The organism is Burkholderia cenocepacia (assembly GCF_900446215.1).
GTDB classification, from domain to species: domain Bacteria; phylum Pseudomonadota; class Gammaproteobacteria; order Burkholderiales; family Burkholderiaceae; genus Burkholderia; species Burkholderia cenocepacia.
Genome location: NZ_UAQZ01000001.1, coordinates 1,389,999 through 1,406,534, shown reverse-complemented (window position 1 = coordinate 1,406,534; position 16,536 = coordinate 1,389,999). Strand labels below are relative to the sequence as shown.

The following is a 16,536-nucleotide window of genomic DNA, read 5'->3' as shown; positions in this document are numbered from 1 at the left end:
TACGGAGAAAGGCATGATGCGCAACCCTATACCGTCATCGTCCGATCTGGTGCCGCCCACATGGATCGTATCTGATGATCAGCGCGCACTCGTCGCCGCCTGCCAACGCTTCGCTCGAGACCAGCTCGAACCTTTGCTCGCTGCCCCGCCGTCGCAAGCGGGCTGGCGCGATATCGTCACACATGCAAGCTCGCTGGATTTCGGAACAATGATCTTACCGACGTCCCTGGGTGGTATGGCCATCGGCCAGCACGATCTGTGCGGTATTGTAAGCACGTTGGCCTGTGGTCCGATTGAACGCACAGTACAACTCACTCAGAGCATTCCGGCACTCATGACGCTGCGCGCATACGACATGCTTGACGCGCTCGCGCCTCATCCCATCGGTGACTACTTTAACGGCACGTGCGCGATCGCGCTTACGGTGCCAGATTTTCACGCCGCCACGCTCTGGCACCTGCACGATCAAGATTGCGCGCCCGTTGCACCACTGATGCTCACACCGCACACCCGCGGTCTCGCGCTCATCGACTCGGCCCACGGGGACGCTCACGCATGCCGCCGCTGCCTCGTTGTGCTTGGCGCTCTTTCTCTTGAGCAATGGCGCTGCAACGGTACACTGTGCGCCGCCCCACTCGCCTCGATCGATCAGTGTGGCGCGCAAAATGATTCTCCCTCGCAGACATGGCTCACCAACATCGCCCTGTACGTGTCGGCCTTGCTCAGCGGTGCCATGCAGCATGACGTTGCATTTGCACTGCGCTACGGAGCCGAGCGACGCGCATTTCGCAAGCCGATCATGCTGCATCAGCGCGTGGCCACCCGGCTGGCCGACATGCTCATTGCAACGCAAGGCACGCATCTCTTCTTGCGTGCGCTCACGCTTGCCGAGCCGAACATATCAACCGCGCTCGTGCGCCAGCTGGTCCGTCACATTGCAGCCGAATCCATGGAGCTCACCCATGAGCTTGTTCAATTTTGCGGCGCACACGGCTATGTCTCAGGGTTACCGCCCGCGGCGCGCCTGACGACATGTCACTGGTTCGCGATGTTGCTCATGCGTGTCGATACAGCGCTCGCTCAGCTCACGGCTCGACATACGTCCGACTCAACCACTGGCGCATCAGCATGAATGCGCACCAATACTCCCACCGTCGCCACTTGTGCGAACCCCATTCGGGCAGATCCGCGACGTCGCCACATGAGTGCTGGCTGCGCGAAGCAAATCGCGACGATATGCGCGATATCGCCGATTGGCTTGTGCGTCCGGCCATTGCGCAGTGGTTTGACTTCGGGCTCGGTCGACAATCGCTTTCCTTACTGGCGGTCCAAGCGATGGCGCAAAGTGATCGACATCGGCTACGCGTATTTGGCGTACGCGGCACGGACCGCCCAAGCGGACTGGTCGCGATCAGCGATGTTACTCACCGGTTTGGTCTCGGCTCCTTCTGGGTGCTGCGCGACTCCACGCGCGCCGCATGCGCGAACATGACGCTCGCAGCTTCGAGACAGGTGCTTCGAGAAGGTTTCGAGTGTGATCAACTGCATTGCATTGGCGCGTGGGCGGCGCAACGCAATATTCGATCACAGTGCCTGCTCGCACGTTTGGGGTTTCGCCTCATCGGCTTGCAACGCGATTGCCATGTCATCGACGGCCAACGCATGGGGCGTCTGCTCTACGACCTGCTCCCGCAGGACCTGAGCTTGCCGACGCCAATATGATGCCCCCGGTCGTCACCGCACTGTGCTCCTACGTGCCGCCCATCATGAAGCTCGACGAACAGGTATCGGCCATTGAGCCCACCGCGACGAGGCCGCTTACCGGCTGGGATGCATGGATGGCCTTGTGGCGCACCGAATGCACACCGCTCGGGCCGACAGCAATGCCTCGTATCGGTCCGGGGGATGGGCCTGCGCGTGCGCCGGTCGCCCACACCACCGATCTGTCTGGGCTTGCGGCATACGTCACGCGGGCGATCTGTGCTGCTCGGCCTCGCGCTGCCGCGCCGGTTGACATCGTCATTTTTTGCCACAGCAGTGTTGACGAACATATCTCGACAACAACCGCAGGGCGTCTGGCAAGCGTCGTAGGCGCCCCGGACAGCCCATGTTTTTCGTTCTCGATTTCGCAGCAGGGCAGCACTGCCCCATTCACGGCCTTACGACTGGCGCAGGACCTGTTCGTCGCCGAACGCGACCTACATACGATCCTGATTGTTGCCGCAGAGAAGTGGGTAGCACCGTTTTCTCGCCACACTGGAACGGGACCACTGCAAGGGGACGCAGCCGCCGCCCTCCTTCTGGAACGCTTTGGTACGAGCACGCGCGGCTTGCGCCTCATCGACGCTCAAACCCATCCTTGTCCGGCACCAAGCCACGACTCGCCGCATCGCCACGCGCATCCTGACTCACCTCACCTTCAAACGATGCTGCAATTGATCGCCGCGCTGCTCGCAAAACACGCGATTGCCCCGTGCAACGTCACCGCCGTCGGACAACGCCACATGCACGCGCTTGCAGCTGCACTGCAGCAGGAACTGGGCATCGCCTCGCTTGCAGGCGTGCGCACGCACGACGCGAATCTCGGTGCAGCGGATTCGATCGAACAATTGATGAGCATGGCCCAGACGCATACCTTCCCGTCACAAGGCACCCTTTTGCTGTGGAATATCGCGTCATGCGGCTATGTAGGTTGCGCGCTGCTCGACGCACATAGTGCGCCAGTGCTCGCGCGCCCCCTGGGTGAGCGCTCCTCATGGTAGACACCTCAATCGGCATCCCGTGTGTCGCCTACCACCTTCCGGAACATGTCGACTGCGTTCGCCACTGGGCACGTCGCACCGGCCAATCCGCTGCTGTGGTGGCAAAGCTCGAGCAGGCCGGCGTACGCAATTTTCACGTGGCACGCGGGCAAAGTGCCTTCAGCCTCGCGATTCAAGCGGTCGACTCGCTGCTGCGCAATGCACCAATCTCGCCCGAGTCAATCGACTGCCTGGTCTACACTCACACGCTGCAGGGCAGCATCGCCCCGCCACCGGTGTCTTTGCCGCGGCAGCTATGCGAGTATTTCCGCCTTGTAGGCGTCCCGTCGTTCTCGTTTGCCCAGCAACACTGTGCGTCCTCGCTCGGTGCGTTGCGCATCATTCGTGCAATGTTCATCGCACATCCCGCCATCCATCGTGTACTGCTCGTCGGGGCGGACGTGATGCCTATGGAGACCGAACGCGCGATGGGCACGTCAGGGCTGCTCGGCGATGGCGCATTCGCCGCGTTGATCGAGCGCCACGCGCGCACCAATCGCCTCGTCGCACTGGCCACGCATGCGAGCGGTCGCGGCTGGCGCGGAATGCTAGGACAGACCGAAGCGAGTTTCCTTGCGCAGTACCAGCTCGTCGCGCGAAAGCTCATCACGAAAGTCGCCCAGGATGCACACATTGCGCTCTCCGAGCTCGATCGCATCTTGCCGCCTCATCTGAATCAGCCTGCGTGGCGGCGTCTCGTCCAATCGATGAGGCTGCCACCCGAACGCCTTTTCGCGCACAATTTTTCCCGTATCGCACACGTTACGGTAAGCGATCCATTTATCAACCTGGCCGACAGCGGCCCACTCGCGCCCGGCGCCCCCTTGGTGCTCTATGCGCAGGGCGTAGGGGGATTTTCAGCTGCCGCATTGCTGATTCATTAGATGCGCGCACTCCACACCCGACCGCCCCTGGAAGCCCATGGCTTCATGCCATGCAGCCGCGGATCGACGTGATATACGCGAGTGCGCGGGTCGATGTATCAAAACATTACATTTTTATGGCTGTGATACAGCTGCAAGCGACTACACTTGCTTTTTGCATGGCGATCAATTGGTCAATAGCAGAACATGCGCCACCTGCAATCGCCACGCATTGTGCTGCTTCAATCCCAAACGACGCACGTCCGGCCACCGCGCCGCGCACCAGTGCGCGAAGTTCCTCCGAGGGCCTCCAGTGGATCGAGTCTGTCAACGCGGCGCGGGTGACACACCCACCGTACCGCAGCCTTTAACATCAAGCCTGGCCGGCCGATGGGCACCGCTGGCCACCGCCTTTCTCAATACCGTGGACCTGTCGTCTTTGCTGAAGTTGTTCGGTGACGTGTCCGCTTCGTTGGGCTTCCCACGCTTTGCCATCAGCCGAGTCTCTCGAAGACACACGGGAAACGGCCGCGCGATGGCAGTCGAGACGCTTTGCGCACGCTATCCGGATCATTGGGTCGCCCATTACGCGCAACGAGACTACGGTCCGGTCGATCCGGTCCATCGGATGGCGTTTGCCCGTGCCACCCCCTATCGATGGGCCGACATCAGAGGCTTGAATCGCATCGAGCAACGCGTGCTCGGTGAGGCACGCGACGCGGGATTAACCAGTGGCGTGAGTATCCCGCTTCGCGAGACCAACGGCGACATCCTGCTGGTGAATCTCGCCAGTCCGTCGCCGGAGATCAAGACAGAAGTCCACATGCGGCTCGCGAGCTCAATTGGCGCGCTCTTTCATCAAGAGCTCCATCGATTGATGAAGCCCCATCGGCCTGAGCCGGCGCTTGAACTCTCCCCGCGCCAACAAGAGTGCCTCGCGTGGGTTGCCCGGGGTAAATCGTCATGGGCGATCGCCTCCATTGTTGGCATATCGCCCCATACCGTTGACTACCACATCGCCGAAGCGATGAAGATTTTAGGCATCAACAGTCGAACCGCGGCAGCTGTGCATGCCGTCACAACCGGCTTGATCCACGTGTAAGCGGCCAGCAGGACCGTCGGCGGCAGTTCCTGCCGGCCGTCCTACCATCGGCCGGGCCTCATTGTGCACTCGTGGCGCCATCAGCACATTCGGGCTTATCCGCGCGTGCCCGCACAATCGCATGCATCGCGAGGACGACTCGCTACCGGCGTCCTGTCAACTTTATCGGCGTCGCACCTCCCCACCTAACTAGTTCCCCTCACCTCACGCGCTTGATAGCGTGGCATCGGCTATTTCGTGTGAGGGGAAAATCGTGCCATCCATCTTCGCTGGCAGTTTCGACGACATGCCAACCACGATGCATCGACGCCTCGGCGTGTTCCGATACGACGTGTTTGTAGGTCGACTGGGTTGGCAGTTACCCGGAGCGGACGCGACCAGCCTGACCGAATGGGATCAATTTGATCGCGGTCGTACGATTCACGTTGTCTCGGTCGATCAAGCTCAGCACATTTGCGGGTGTGCACGATTGATACCGACCACACAGCCGTATTTGCTCCAGACACTGTGCGCGCCTTCAGCGGCGCTGCACTTGCCACGCGCGCCCACGGTCTGGGAGCTGTCGCGGTTTGCCGCCCGCTGTGGGGCGAACCCGACCATGCGCGCATCGACTGGAATGCAGCTGTTTCCAGCGATTCTCGCAATCGCCGCGTCACTGGGCGCCACATGCGTCATCGGTGCCATGACGCGCGCCGTGGCACGGCTTTACCAGCGTTGCGGTCTGGCGCTCCAACTCCTCGACACTGCCGAAACCGCAGATCGTCCAGCCTACCTGATCGGTGCAATCGAGATCACCCGATCGACGTTCACGAACCTGGGGTGCGACGCGCACGAGCTGTTGGCCGCCGTGACATGGCTCGGCGCCCATGCCACGTGAGCGGCACTTTCGATGTCAGTGCCACCGCCCGATACCAGCGGCCATTGACAGGCCGCTGGCCGGTGCCAAACACCGCTTCGGAGCAGAAACTGACGCGGCATCTCGGCGAGATTCCGCGCCGCGCCGCGTTTGAACACACCCGCTCTGCGCGAACCCGCTACATGCGCGGGCCCGCGCGATGATGTCGGCGATCGGCATCTTTCACCCAGTCCGGCCGAATCACGGACGCATACGCCTGAGCAGTACGCGATGCTTCGCCATTGGCCTGAGCAGAAAACCCAAGGCGCTCGTCGATGGCGCGCGCCACGGTCGACGATTTTGGCAGGCGTCGAGGATCGCAATCGGCCCAAAACGTGAACATGTTCTCGAACAACACGCCCAAGATCGTGGTCGTATAAGGCAATTCGACCGTGACGAGCTTGCCGGGCAAATCAGCTTGCGTGGGCAAACCAGACATTGGCATTGTGGCGCCGCCCAAGCCCGTGCACACCGCCCGAAGCTCACGTTGCAATCGCATCTCGACATCGCAATGGCTGACGGAAGAATTGACAATTGCACGGGTCAGATTAGCCAATTCCCGGGTCTTCAGCTCAAGGCGGTTGTGCAATCGACCGACTTCCTGCTCTGCTCGCCGCACGCGCGCTTGCAGCGCCGAGCATTCGTCGGGCGCCAGCGTATACCGCTCATTCGTATAGTCAGCCTTCTCGGGGCGTTCCATGCGTTCACCTCTTCACGACCATGATCACCTCGGCACTGAGCCGCGCCGGGATCAACCTACTCAAAAGCGGTAACACCGCGCGCAAAAACCAACTCAATCGCTACGCAATCGATTGCAATGTCGCCGCATATCGTTCGCCGGTGCACCGATGCAGTGTTTGCTGCGGAACGATGCGTCGTCAACTACGAGACTATGGAGGTCAGAAGCATGAGGTTTTCCGCGACAATTCATTCGAATGCACGCACCCCCGCTTTCGCAAGCCGGTTTAATCGGCCGTACGCGCCGATCTTTTCAATTGCGACGCGAGCTCATCCGATAGGAGTCGATTCGATGCCAACATATCTCGAATTGAAGGCGCAAGCTGAACAGCTCAGACAGCAAGCAGAACAGGCTCGCCTGGCTGAGCTTGACATCGTTCTCGCGGAAGTTCGCGCGCGTGTGGCCGAATACGCGCTGACTCCCGAGCAGATCTTTGGGCGTCGGCGCAGCGCATCCGCCACGCAGGTCGCCCAAGGTCGTATCCCGGCCCGGTATCGCGATCCGAAAACAGGCGCGACGTGGAGTGGCCGCGGTCGCGAACCCGGCTGGATCAAGGGAAAAAAACGCGAGCGATTCCTGATCGAATAGGTCTAGAGGGACACCGCGTGGTTTTCCATCCCGCCTCATGTCATGCGAGCAGGACAACATCAGTTCCATTGAGCGGGCACAGCGCACAACGTCTCAGGACAACGCTCAACGCATTGATACGGCCCCTGCAAATTTGCGAAGCACATGCGTTAAAGACTTAGAACGGCACTGATAGGCTGGGCGGCACCCACTCGAGACGCGCCATTGCGTCAACCTTGATGGCTTGCGGCGCATTCCTATAAACAGGGCACGAGAGAAGATCGGCCAGCTCATATCGGACAGGTCCGATTGGCCCGGCGATACGCGGCTCGTACACTCGGGCGCATGATTTCGCTGATCCAGTCCTCCTTCGATACGGCGCGCGGTGTCCTCACGCATGTCGCGCGCCGCCCTTCGTTCCTGCGCAAGCTCGACATCGCGGTGCTCGCGCTGATTGTCGCGAGCGTGCTCGTCGTGATGGCCGACAGCGTGCAGGCGCTGCACGCGCAATACGGACACGCCCTCTACGCGGCCGAGTGGGCGTTCACGCTGCTGTTCTCGGCCGAATACCTGCTGCGCCTTTGCACCGCGAGAAAGCCGGCCGCGTATGCGCGCAGCTTCTTCGGCATCGTCGATCTCGTGTCGGTGCTGCCGACCTATCTCGCGTTCTTCTTCCCCGGCCTGCACGCGCTGATCGATGTGCGGCTGCTGCGGCTGCTGCGCGTGTTCCGCATCCTCGGGCTGTCGATCTATCTCGAGGAGGGGCAGTTGCTGATCCGAGCCCTCACGCGCGCGCGACGCAAGATCTTCGTGTTCATCGGCGGGATGTTCGTGCTCGTCGTGATTCTCGGCACGGTAATCTTTCTCGTCGAAGGGCCGGAGCACGGGATCACGAGCATTCCGGTGGGCGTCTACTGGGCGGCCGTGACGATGAGCACGACCGGCTATGGCGATCTGACGCCCGTCACACCGCTCGGCCGGCTGATCACGTCGTGCGCGATCCTGCTCGGCTACGGGATCATCGCGTTTCCGACCGGGATCATGGGCGCGGAGCTGGTTGCTTCGGCAATGGAGCGCAATAGGGCAAACGCGCGACCGGCCGATGGAGACAGGCCGTGCTGTCCGCATTGCGGCGTCACGCTTCCGGTGCAACGTGCGCCGGATACCCATGCGCACGGCAGCGTGCCCGCCAAAGGCCGCGACGCACGATAGCCAGGGCAAGAATAAGCGCCGTCCTATTCGGCATCCCTCGCCACTGGCCGACACCGGACGCATCGAGCGGCTTCATCAACAGCGTGTCGACGCAGGCCGCGGTCGCGCTCGCCGCTCACCCCGCCTGCCCGCCCAGCATCTGCACGAACGCGGCCAACCCGGTCAGCATGATCTGCACGCCCACGCACAGCAGCAGGAACGCGGACACGCGCATCGCGACCTTTGTCCCTTCGCTGCCGAGATAACGCGCGAGCGTCGTCGCGCGGCTGTAGATCTGCCAGATCGCGAACGCGACAAGCGCCGCGACCGCCACCGACACGACGCCCGACAGCAGATAGTCGCTCGCCGTATGCGCGCGATTGGCATGCAGCGCGATGCCGGCCGCGATCGAGCCGGGGCCGATCGTCAGCGGCACTGTCAGCGGAAAGAACCCGCGCGACATCAGCTTCTGCAAGTCGTCGCCGTGCGCGGCCACGTCGCCGCCGGCCGGGACGTCCGGCGCATTCAGCATCGACCAGCCAGCCACCGCCACCGCGAAGCCGCCGCCGATCCGCAGTGCCTCCATCGAGATCCCGAAGAAGTTCAGCACCGGTGCGCCGACGAAGAAGATCACGAGCAGCGTGAAGAATACGTTCGCCGCCAACTGCTTCGACAGGATCGCGCGCTCTGCTTCGCTCAGCGATTGCGTGCGTTCGAGAAACACGAACGCCATGCCGAACGGGTTGATGATGCCGATCAGGCCCGTGAAGCCGAACAGGATTTCAGGGATCAGGCGGTCGAGCTGCATCGCGATCGTGCTCTCCGGTAACGAACGGGAATAAAAAAGCGGCCAGTCGAGACGACCGGCCGCGAAGAGGAGATATCTCCATGATCCGGCACACGGGGGTATGCCGGGCCGCAGAAACTGAATTGTCAGGAATGTGAACCGGGAAGGGAATCAGTCGAGTCTGATTTTGCACGCGCCACGGACCCATCGCCGGATACGCCGACGCCCGCCTGCACCGCGGAGCGACATCGCGCCCCGGTGCATCCATCCGCTCAGATACTGCGTTGATTGACCCGCTGCGACAGCGCCTGCGCGCTTTCCTTGCGCTCGCTATACCGGTCGACCAGATAGGGGCCGACGTCACGCGTGAGCAGCGTGAACTTCATCAGTTCTTCCATCACGTCCACGACGCGATCGAAATACGCGGACGGCTTCATCCGCCCCGCCTCGTCGAATTCCATGAACGCCTTGGCCACCGACGACTGGTTCGGGATGGTCAGCATGCGCATCCAGCGCCCGAGCACGCGGAGCTGGTTCACCGCGTTGAACGACTGAGAGCCGCCGCTCACCTGCATCACCGCGAGCGTCTTGCCCTGCGTCGGGCGCACGGCACCGGCCGACAACGGAATCCAGTCGATCTGCGCTTTCATGATCCCGGTCATCGCGCCGTGCCGTTCCGGCGAACACCACACCATCCCTTCCGACCACATCACGAGCTCACGCAGCTCGACCACTTTCGGATGACTGTCGGGCGCGTCGTCGGGCAGCGGCAGGCCGCTCGGATTGAACACGCGCACTTCGGCGCCCATCGCCGCGAGCAGGCGCGCGGCTTCCTCGACCAGCAGGCGACTGAACGAACGTTCGCGCAGCGAGCCGTACAGCAGCAGGAACCGCGGCGCATGAGTGGATAGCACCGCAGGCCGCAGTCGAGCACCGTCCGGCACACGGAACAGTTCGGCGTCGAGTTGCGGCAGGTCGTTCAGATAGTCGTTCATGGGTCGGTTCTTCCGTGATCTCGAGCCCGGCACTCGTACCAGCCCTTCGACCGGTTGACGAGGCGCACGACCAGCAACATCACCGGCACCTCGATCAGCACGCCGACGACGGTGGCCAGCGCCGCGCCGGAATGAAAACCGAACAGGCTGATCGCGGCCGCGACCGCCAGTTCGAAAAAATTGGATGCGCCGATCAGCGCCGACGGGCAAGCGATGTCGTGCTGTTCGCCGACCGCGCGATTGAGCCCGTACGCGAGCGCGGAACTGAAGAACACCTGGATCAGGATCGGCACCGCGAGCAGCGCGATCACCAGCGGCTGCTTCAGGATCGCTTCGCCCTGGAACGCGAACAGCAGCACGAGCGTGGCGAGCAGCGCGGCGATCGACCACGGGCCGATTCTCGTCATCGCGGCATCGAACGCAGTCGGGCCCTTCGCGAGCAACCGCTTGCGCAGCATCTGCGCGAGGATCACCGGCATGACGATGTAGAGCACGACCGACGTGAGCAGCGTCGCCCACGGCACCGTGATGGCCGACATCCCCAGCAGCAGGCCGACCAGCGGCGCGAACGCGATCACCATGATGCTATCGTTCAGCGCGACCTGCGACAACGTGAACAGCGGATCGCCGCCCGTCAGCCGGCTCCACACGAACACCATCGCCGTGCACGGCGCGGCCGCCAGCAGGATCAGCCCGGCGATATAGCTGTCGATCTGGTCCGCCGGCAGCAGCGGTGCGAACAGGTGGCGGATGAACAGCCAGCCGAGGAACGCCATCGAGAACGGCTTGACGAGCCAGTTCACGACGAGCGTGACGCCGATGCCTTTCGCGTGTCGACGCACGTCGTGCAACGCGCCGAAGTCGACCTTGACGAGCATCGGGACGATCATCACCCAGATCAGCAGCCCGACCGGCAGATTGACCTGCGCGTACGCCATCCGGCCGACCGCCTGGAACGGGCCGGGCAGCGCCTGGCCGAGCGCAATGCCCGCAACGATGCACAGCGCCACCCAGACGCTCAGGTAGCGTTCGAAGAAATTGATGGCGGGGTTCGCGACCGCGTTGCCGGGCGGCGTGACGTTGGACGTATTCATCGGACGAGGGTGGGTCTTGAAGTCGTGGGCGGATGTGCGTTCCTGCGCGCGGCCCGGTGCGCGATCAGTGTCGCGAAATCTCGATCAGCGCCGCCCGCAATGCGTCGTCGCTCATGCTATCGAGCGGGAGCGCGAGCAACTGCAGCATCCGATAGCCGATCGCCTGGCGTGTCAGTTCGAAGGCGAGACGCTTGCCGTCGTCGCCGCCCGTCGCGTTCGACGGATCGGCGTAGCCCCAATGTACCTTGACGGGACTGCCGGGCCAGTACGGGCACGCCTCGGACGCCGCGCTGTCGCACACCGTGATGACGACGCGCATTTCCGGCGCGCCGTCGCCGACGAATTCGTCCCAGCTTTTGCTGCGACAGCCGCGGACGTCGACACCGGCGTTCGTCAGGGCTTCCAGCGCGAACGGATTCAGGCGGCCGCTCGGCGCGCTGCCCGCGCTGTAGGCGCGCACCTCCTTGCCGAGCTTCGCGGCCCAGTGATTGAGCATGCCTTCCGATAGGACGCTGCGCGCGGAGTTGTGGGTACAGAGGATCAGGACGTTCGTGGTCATGGGCGGGGCACGCGAATGCGCGTCAGGATCGACGCGTGCGGTTGATCTTTCCGGAAGGCGAACAGACGGACACCGGCGAGCACGGATTGCCGCCGCAACAGTTTTCCGTGAGATAGCCCAGCAGCCCGTTCATCGTGTCGAAGTTCGCGCCATAGAACACGAAGCGGCCTTCCTGGCGACTCGTCACGAGCTGCGCATGCGCGAGTTCCTTCAAATGAAAGGACAGCGACGACGGCGGCACGTCGAGCAGCGTCGCGATCTGGCCGGCCGGCATGCCTTGCGGCCCAGCCTGCACGAGCGCGCGGAAAACCGCGAGGCGGGATTCATGCGCGAGCGCCGCGAGCGCGGCAATGGTTTCGTTCGTTTCCATATTTCGATAATAGTCGAAATATGGAAACCGGGGAAGCGACGCCGATGTCCGGCGTCGCGGGAGGTCCGTCCGTCGACACGAGGCGACGCGCGTAACGCCCGCCAATCAGCGCGGGATCAACCGCGTATGACTCGGCAACTCGACCGTGAGATCGGTGCCGCCCGCGGTCGACCGCGACGTATCGCGCGTCGCGGCGAGCCATTGCGTGAACTCCGCGGCCGTCATGCCGACGGCCTGGGCCGAACTCGATACCGGTGCGGTCGTCGGCGTATCGGCCGCGCGGGCCGCCGGCTGCGCATGCGGCGTCGCACCGCGCGCTGCAGTCACCGCACGTTGCGCGGCAGACGCATTCGCTCCGGCCTGACGCACCGCGTTGCCGCGCGACGCCCCCGCGGATTTCGCCGCCGGCCGCGCCCCCGCCACCGCAACGGGCTTGCGCGCGGACGATCCCCGATCGGCACGCGGCGCCGCAGCTTCCGCGACGACGGCATTCGACGCGACCGCCATCGCAACGGCCACCGGCTCGCCCGCCGACCCGCTACCCGCGACGTGCAACGCGCGCGCTTCCGCCGACGCGGTTTCCGCCACGACCGTCGCGGCCGCCTTCATCTGCGCATCCGTCGGTGCCGCACGATCCGCCCGCACGATCGCGACTTCCGCCGGCCGGCCGGTCGCCCGCGCAACTTCCGTCGCCGCGACGGCCGCCGTCGGTGCAGCCGTGACCGCCGCGGAATAAGCCGCGTCGTGCTCGGCCGCGTGCTGACGCTCGTCGACCAGATGCGTCGCGAGGATGCACGTCGCGCCGAACAGCGCGCACGCCATCAGCGTGAGCCGCCAGCGGCGCCGCAGCGGATGCGGGCGCACCCACGCGCGGTTGTCGGAGCCGAAGTCGGCCGCGCGCACGACCTTGGCGGGTCGCGCAGCCTTGGCGACGCCGCCGCCGTCCTCCGCGGGCGCCGGCATGCGCGGCGCGCCGTGGATATCGAACACGAGTTGCCGCGCCCGCCGGCTCGCCACGAACGGCCGGCGTCGCCGGCCGTACGGCGGCGGCACATCCGAGAACGGATGCACGAGCGGAATCGCGTAATGCCCGGTGATGTCCTGCATGCTCATGATGTCGACGACGCATTGCGCGACATCCGCCGCGGCAATCCGTGCTCCCGTAGTTGAACGAATGGCTCCGAGTATCGCCGTCGCCCCGGTTCCGGTAAATCGGACTGCGTCACCTTCAGTCCGATACGGCGGTCAGCCTGGTCCTACCCGTGTCCGGGCGGCCGGACGGACGACGCCTCCCCGCGCGAGCCTGGCTCGAGCCTTCGCGCCCTCGCACCGTCCGTCGACCGTTCAACTGCCGCGATACGTCGACACGTACCACGGCGAACACAGCAGCGGCACGTGGTCGTGCGGCGTGGGGTCCGTCACCGTGAAGCGCACCCTCCCGTTCGTCCGTCAGAACCGACCACGCAGGCCGATGAACACTTCGTTCGAAGACAGCTTCGACTTCAACTGTTCGTCACGCGCGTTGATGCGGTTCGCGAACGTGTTGAAGCCGGTCTCGATGTTGCCCATGTCGACATAGCGATACCCAAGGTCGATCGAGAAGCGCTTGTTGATCGCGTAACTCACGCCGGCACCGGCCGAATACGCGAGGTTCGTCTGCGTCTTCGACGCGAAGCGGCGCGTATCGTTGGTCTGCCAGCCGTCGGCCGACACGATCGCGACACCGATGCCGAGCGTGCCGTACACGGAGAAGCCGCGGCCGAGGTCGAAATCCTTGTAGCCGTTCAGCATCAGCCGCTGCGCCGACACGTGGAATTCGTTCGCGTTCGCGTCGAACGGCGCCCAATAGCTGGTGAAGTTGTTGGTGCGCTTGAACACGTATTCGCCTTCCGCGCGCCAGCCGTTGCCGAACTGGTAGCCGAGGCCGAGCGAGCCGGTGACGTTCGAACCGGTCTCGGGGCCGCCGACGCGGCTCGCGACGCGCGGGCTCGTCAGCTCCATGTTCACCGCGTTGTCGAACGCGCCGATGACGCGGCCTGTCGCGTAGTAGCCGGCGTCGCCCGCGTCAGCGGTTTTCTTCGTCTCCGGTGCGGCGACGGTATCGGCGAAAGCGGCGCCCGAGAACAGCAGGGCGAGCGCGGACGGCAGCGCAAAACACTTGATCATGATGAATCGAATCCTTGACGATGAATGACTTGTCGGAGAAGCCGTCATCGTAGGAACCGCGCCGCGCTCGTTGAACCCGTTCGGCTACGGGTGGCGCCTCCGTAGCGCTACGGAGGCGAGCCGCCCGCGAGCGCCGCGTAATCGCGCACGAGCTCGACCAGCGACGCGGCCTGCAGCTTGTCGAACACGTTGGCGCGATAGGTCTCGACGGTGCGCGGCGACAGCCCGAGCGCGCGGGCGATCGCCTTGTTGCTGCCGCCGCGCACGATCCCTTCCAGCACTTCGCGTTCGCGCGTGCTGAGCGTCGCGAGGCGGGCCGCGCGGGTCTGGTCGGCATCGTCCTGGCCGCGCTGCGCGGCTTGCCGGCGCAGCGCCTGCTGCACCGTGTCGATCAGCTCGTCGTCGTCCACCGGCTTGCGCAGGAAGTCGAGCGCGCCGCGCTTGAACGCACGCCGGCACGCGTCGACGTTGCCGTGGCCCGTCATCACGATCACCGGCAGGTCGCGCCGCGCGCGCAGTTCGTCGAGCGCGTCGAGGCCGCTCATGCCCGGCATCCGGATATCGAGCAGCACGCAGCCGAGCGCCGCGTCGTCGGCGTCGGCGAGGAAGGCCGACGCGTCCGGATAGCGGCGCGTCGGCACGCCGACCGTGCGCAGCAGCAACGCGAGACCGTCGCGCACGGCTTCGTCGTCGTCGACGATCGCGACGACGGACGCGTCGCACGTTGCTGCGGGTCGAAGCGAATCGGTCATGCGACCTCCCCGGCCAGCGGCAGCAGCAACGCGGCCTCGACGCCACCCGACGGCAGGTTCCGCACCGTCAGCGTGCCGTCCTGACGCTGCGCGAGCGTGTCGCACAGCGGCAGCCCGAGGCCGAGCCCGCGCGAGCGCGTCGTGAAAAACGGTTCGAACAGGCGCGGCAGCGCGTCTTCCGGCACGCCGGGGCCGTTGTCGGTCACGCTGAAGCGGTAGTGCTTGCCGACGTGCGCGCCGCTGACGCGAATCTCGCCGCGCGACGTGCCGGCCAGCGCGTCGCGTGCGTTCTGGATCAGGTTGTGCAGGATCTGCTCGACCGCGATCGGCTCCGCGAACGGCCGCGCGCGCACCGCCGCGTTGTGCCAGACGAGCGCGATCTGCTCGCGCGCGCAGTCATCGCGATACAGGAACAACAGCGTCTGCATGATCGCATCGGGATCGAGCGGGCGGCGCTCGCCGCCATGCGCGGTCGTCACGGCTTCGCGCATGCGCTCCAGGATCGCCGCCGCGCGTTTGGCCTGCGCGACGCTCGTCTGCAGCGCGCGGCGCACGCTGTCGCGCTCGGCCGGTTGATCGAGCAAGCGTTCGGCCGCCCGCGTATGGCTGACGATCGCGGTCAGCGGCTGGTTCAGCTCGTGCGCGAGGCCGGCCGCCATTTCGCCGAAGGTATCGAGCCGGCCGAAGCGATCGAGGCGCGCACGCGCATCCTCGCGCCGCCGCGCCTCGCGCAGTCGCCACGCGCCGAGCGCGCCCGCCGCGAGCAGCGCCGCCACCGCGTTCCACAGCGCGATCGGCAGCCACGGCAGATCGGCGGCCGTCAGCGTGCGCGTGGTGCGCAGCACGAATGCCTGCGGCTGCACGGGCAGGTGCTTGTCGAGATGCATCGTCCACAACGGCGTCGCGTCGTCTTTCACGCGCTGCAGCAGCTCGACGCGGCGGTCGCGCAATTCGAGCGCCGCCGACGAAATCGCCGGCGACCAGTCGCCCGGCTGCAGCATCTGGCCCGGCTCGACGCGCACGGCCCAGCCGGTTCCCGCGATGAGCCAGTACGCGGCCGGGCCGTCGAACGCGAGCGTGAACGGCTTGCCGGGCCGCTGCTGCGGCAACGCGTCGGGGGACGGCCCGCCGTCGGTCTGCCAGCCCGCGCCCGGCCGCCAGTACGCGAGCCCGTCGAGCTGCGGCATCCGCTCGCGCAGGTTGTCGAGCATGTGCGCGGGCGGCGCGGCGAGCGACGACGCGCCGAGCGTCGCGAGGATCGCCTCGTGCTGCGCGGCCTTCTGCGCGAGCAGGCGGATCGTGATGCTCGAATCCTGGAAGAAGCGGTTGTACGCGTCGGACACGGCGCGCGAGACGACGAACGCGGTGCCGGCGAGGCTCAGTGAGAGCCACGCGGCCAACGCGGCGATTCGGAAAGACGGTTTCATGTTCGAGGACGAGCGGGAAAGCGCGCCGGCGCACGACAACGAAACGATTGCCGCACCCGGCGCCGCGTGCCGTCATTGTCGGCAAATCGACACGGCCCGTGGTCCGAATCCGGTTATGCCGGCTGTCAGCCCAGTCCCAAACCGCGGCGGCACCGCTGGCGCGGCGTGCAGTTTCAGACTGGGCTGATGTTCTTCACGCATCGAACGCACCACAATCGGCTTGCTTGT

Annotated in this window: 19 protein-coding genes; 8 read left to right on the top strand and 11 right to left on the bottom strand. The window is 64.9% G+C overall.

Going from position 1 to position 16,536, the window contains the following annotated elements:
- Positions 1–13: 13 nt before the first annotated feature.
- From DTA15_RS06450 to DTA15_RS06425, 6 genes are all read left to right on the top strand, one after another.
- Positions 14–1,132, top strand: a complete 1,119-nt coding sequence (locus DTA15_RS06450) for an acyl-CoA dehydrogenase family protein (protein WP_006488283.1) — start codon at positions 14–16, stop codon at positions 1,130–1,132.
- Positions 1,129–1,722 (top strand): GNAT family N-acetyltransferase, encoded by a 594-nt coding sequence (locus tag DTA15_RS06445; protein WP_012493043.1) that lies wholly within the window; start codon positions 1,129–1,131, stop codon positions 1,720–1,722. Before DTA15_RS06450 ends, DTA15_RS06445 begins: the two co-directional genes overlap by 4 nt.
- 44 nt (positions 1,723–1,766) lie before the next feature.
- Entirely contained in the window at positions 1,767–2,762 is a 996-nt protein-coding gene (locus tag DTA15_RS38955; RefSeq protein ID WP_227743178.1) for a beta-ketoacyl-[acyl-carrier-protein] synthase family protein, read from the top strand.
- Positions 2,756–3,685, top strand: coding sequence for a 3-oxoacyl-ACP synthase (locus DTA15_RS06435; protein WP_012493041.1), 930 nt, complete (start codon positions 2,756–2,758; stop codon positions 3,683–3,685). The genes DTA15_RS38955 and DTA15_RS06435 overlap by 7 nt, the downstream gene beginning before the upstream one ends.
- 37 nt (positions 3,686–3,722) lie before the next feature.
- Positions 3,723–4,766 carry a LuxR family transcriptional regulator gene (locus DTA15_RS06430; protein ID WP_171984011.1) on the top strand — a complete coding sequence of 348 codons (1,044 nt, stop codon included), beginning with the start codon at positions 3,723–3,725 and terminating at the stop codon, positions 4,764–4,766.
- A 253-nt stretch (positions 4,767–5,019) separates the two neighbouring features.
- The gene (locus DTA15_RS06425) at positions 5,020–5,643 is read left to right on the top strand and encodes an acyl-homoserine-lactone synthase (protein WP_012493039.1); all 624 of its coding nucleotides are present in this window, start codon (positions 5,020–5,022) and stop codon (positions 5,641–5,643) included.
- A 157-nt stretch (positions 5,644–5,800) separates the two neighbouring features.
- Here the strand turns inward: DTA15_RS06425 and DTA15_RS06420 are convergent, their stop codons facing one another.
- Positions 5,801–6,361 (bottom strand): hypothetical protein, encoded by a 561-nt coding sequence (locus DTA15_RS06420; protein WP_021033319.1) that lies wholly within the window; start codon positions 6,359–6,361, stop codon positions 5,801–5,803.
- Positions 6,362–6,691: 330 nt separating this feature from the next.
- Here DTA15_RS06420 and DTA15_RS06415 point away from each other — a divergent pair, with 330 nt between their 5' ends.
- Both DTA15_RS06415 and DTA15_RS06410 read left to right on the top strand, forming a co-directional pair.
- Entirely contained in the window at positions 6,692–6,988 is a 297-nt protein-coding gene (locus tag DTA15_RS06415) for an H-NS histone family protein (protein ID WP_006492757.1), read from the top strand.
- A gap of 324 nt (positions 6,989–7,312) precedes the next feature.
- The gene (locus DTA15_RS06410; RefSeq protein ID WP_006488468.1) at positions 7,313–8,179 is read left to right on the top strand and encodes an ion transporter; all 867 of its coding nucleotides are present in this window, start codon (positions 7,313–7,315) and stop codon (positions 8,177–8,179) included.
- 115 nt (positions 8,180–8,294) lie between these two features.
- Here DTA15_RS06410 and DTA15_RS06405 read toward each other — a convergent pair whose 3' ends face one another.
- The 10 genes from DTA15_RS06405 to DTA15_RS06360 form a co-directional block, all read right to left on the bottom strand.
- On the bottom strand, positions 8,295–8,966 hold the full coding sequence (locus DTA15_RS06405; RefSeq protein WP_006488428.1) for a MarC family protein: 672 nt from the start codon (positions 8,964–8,966) through the stop codon (positions 8,295–8,297).
- A gap of 251 nt (positions 8,967–9,217) precedes the next feature.
- Positions 9,218–9,940 (bottom strand): arsenical resistance protein ArsH, encoded by a 723-nt coding sequence (gene arsH, locus DTA15_RS06400; protein WP_006488289.1) that lies wholly within the window; start codon positions 9,938–9,940, stop codon positions 9,218–9,220.
- Positions 9,937–11,034, bottom strand: a complete 1,098-nt coding sequence (arsB, locus tag DTA15_RS06395; RefSeq protein WP_006488433.1) for an ACR3 family arsenite efflux transporter — start codon at positions 11,032–11,034, stop codon at positions 9,937–9,939. Before arsB ends, arsH begins: the two co-directional genes overlap by 4 nt.
- Before the next feature lie 64 nt (positions 11,035–11,098).
- Complete coding sequence (locus tag DTA15_RS06390; protein WP_006488298.1) at positions 11,099–11,593, bottom strand: arsenate reductase ArsC; 495 nt, start codon at positions 11,591–11,593, stop codon at positions 11,099–11,101.
- A 22-nt stretch (positions 11,594–11,615) separates the two neighbouring features.
- On the bottom strand, positions 11,616–11,963 hold the full coding sequence (locus DTA15_RS06385) for an ArsR/SmtB family transcription factor (protein ID WP_006488430.1): 348 nt from the start codon (positions 11,961–11,963) through the stop codon (positions 11,616–11,618).
- A gap of 105 nt (positions 11,964–12,068) precedes the next feature.
- Positions 12,069–13,070 (bottom strand): serine protease, encoded by a 1,002-nt coding sequence (locus DTA15_RS06380; protein WP_227743177.1) that lies wholly within the window; start codon positions 13,068–13,070, stop codon positions 12,069–12,071.
- Between the two features lie 237 nt (positions 13,071–13,307).
- Positions 13,308–13,385, bottom strand: a complete 78-nt coding sequence (locus tag DTA15_RS06375) for a hypothetical protein (protein ID WP_373925270.1) — start codon at positions 13,383–13,385, stop codon at positions 13,308–13,310.
- A 27-nt stretch (positions 13,386–13,412) separates the two neighbouring features.
- Positions 13,413–14,129: an outer membrane protein gene (locus DTA15_RS06370; RefSeq protein WP_006488263.1), complete on the bottom strand. Its 717-nt coding sequence runs from the start codon at positions 14,127–14,129 to the stop codon at positions 13,413–13,415.
- Between the two features lie 107 nt (positions 14,130–14,236).
- Entirely contained in the window at positions 14,237–14,881 is a 645-nt protein-coding gene (locus DTA15_RS06365) for a response regulator transcription factor (protein ID WP_006488322.1), read from the bottom strand.
- The gene (locus DTA15_RS06360; RefSeq protein ID WP_006488464.1) at positions 14,878–16,308 is read right to left on the bottom strand and encodes an ATP-binding protein; all 1,431 of its coding nucleotides are present in this window, start codon (positions 16,306–16,308) and stop codon (positions 14,878–14,880) included. The genes DTA15_RS06365 and DTA15_RS06360 overlap by 4 nt, the downstream gene beginning before the upstream one ends.
- Positions 16,309–16,536 lie beyond the last annotated feature (228 nt).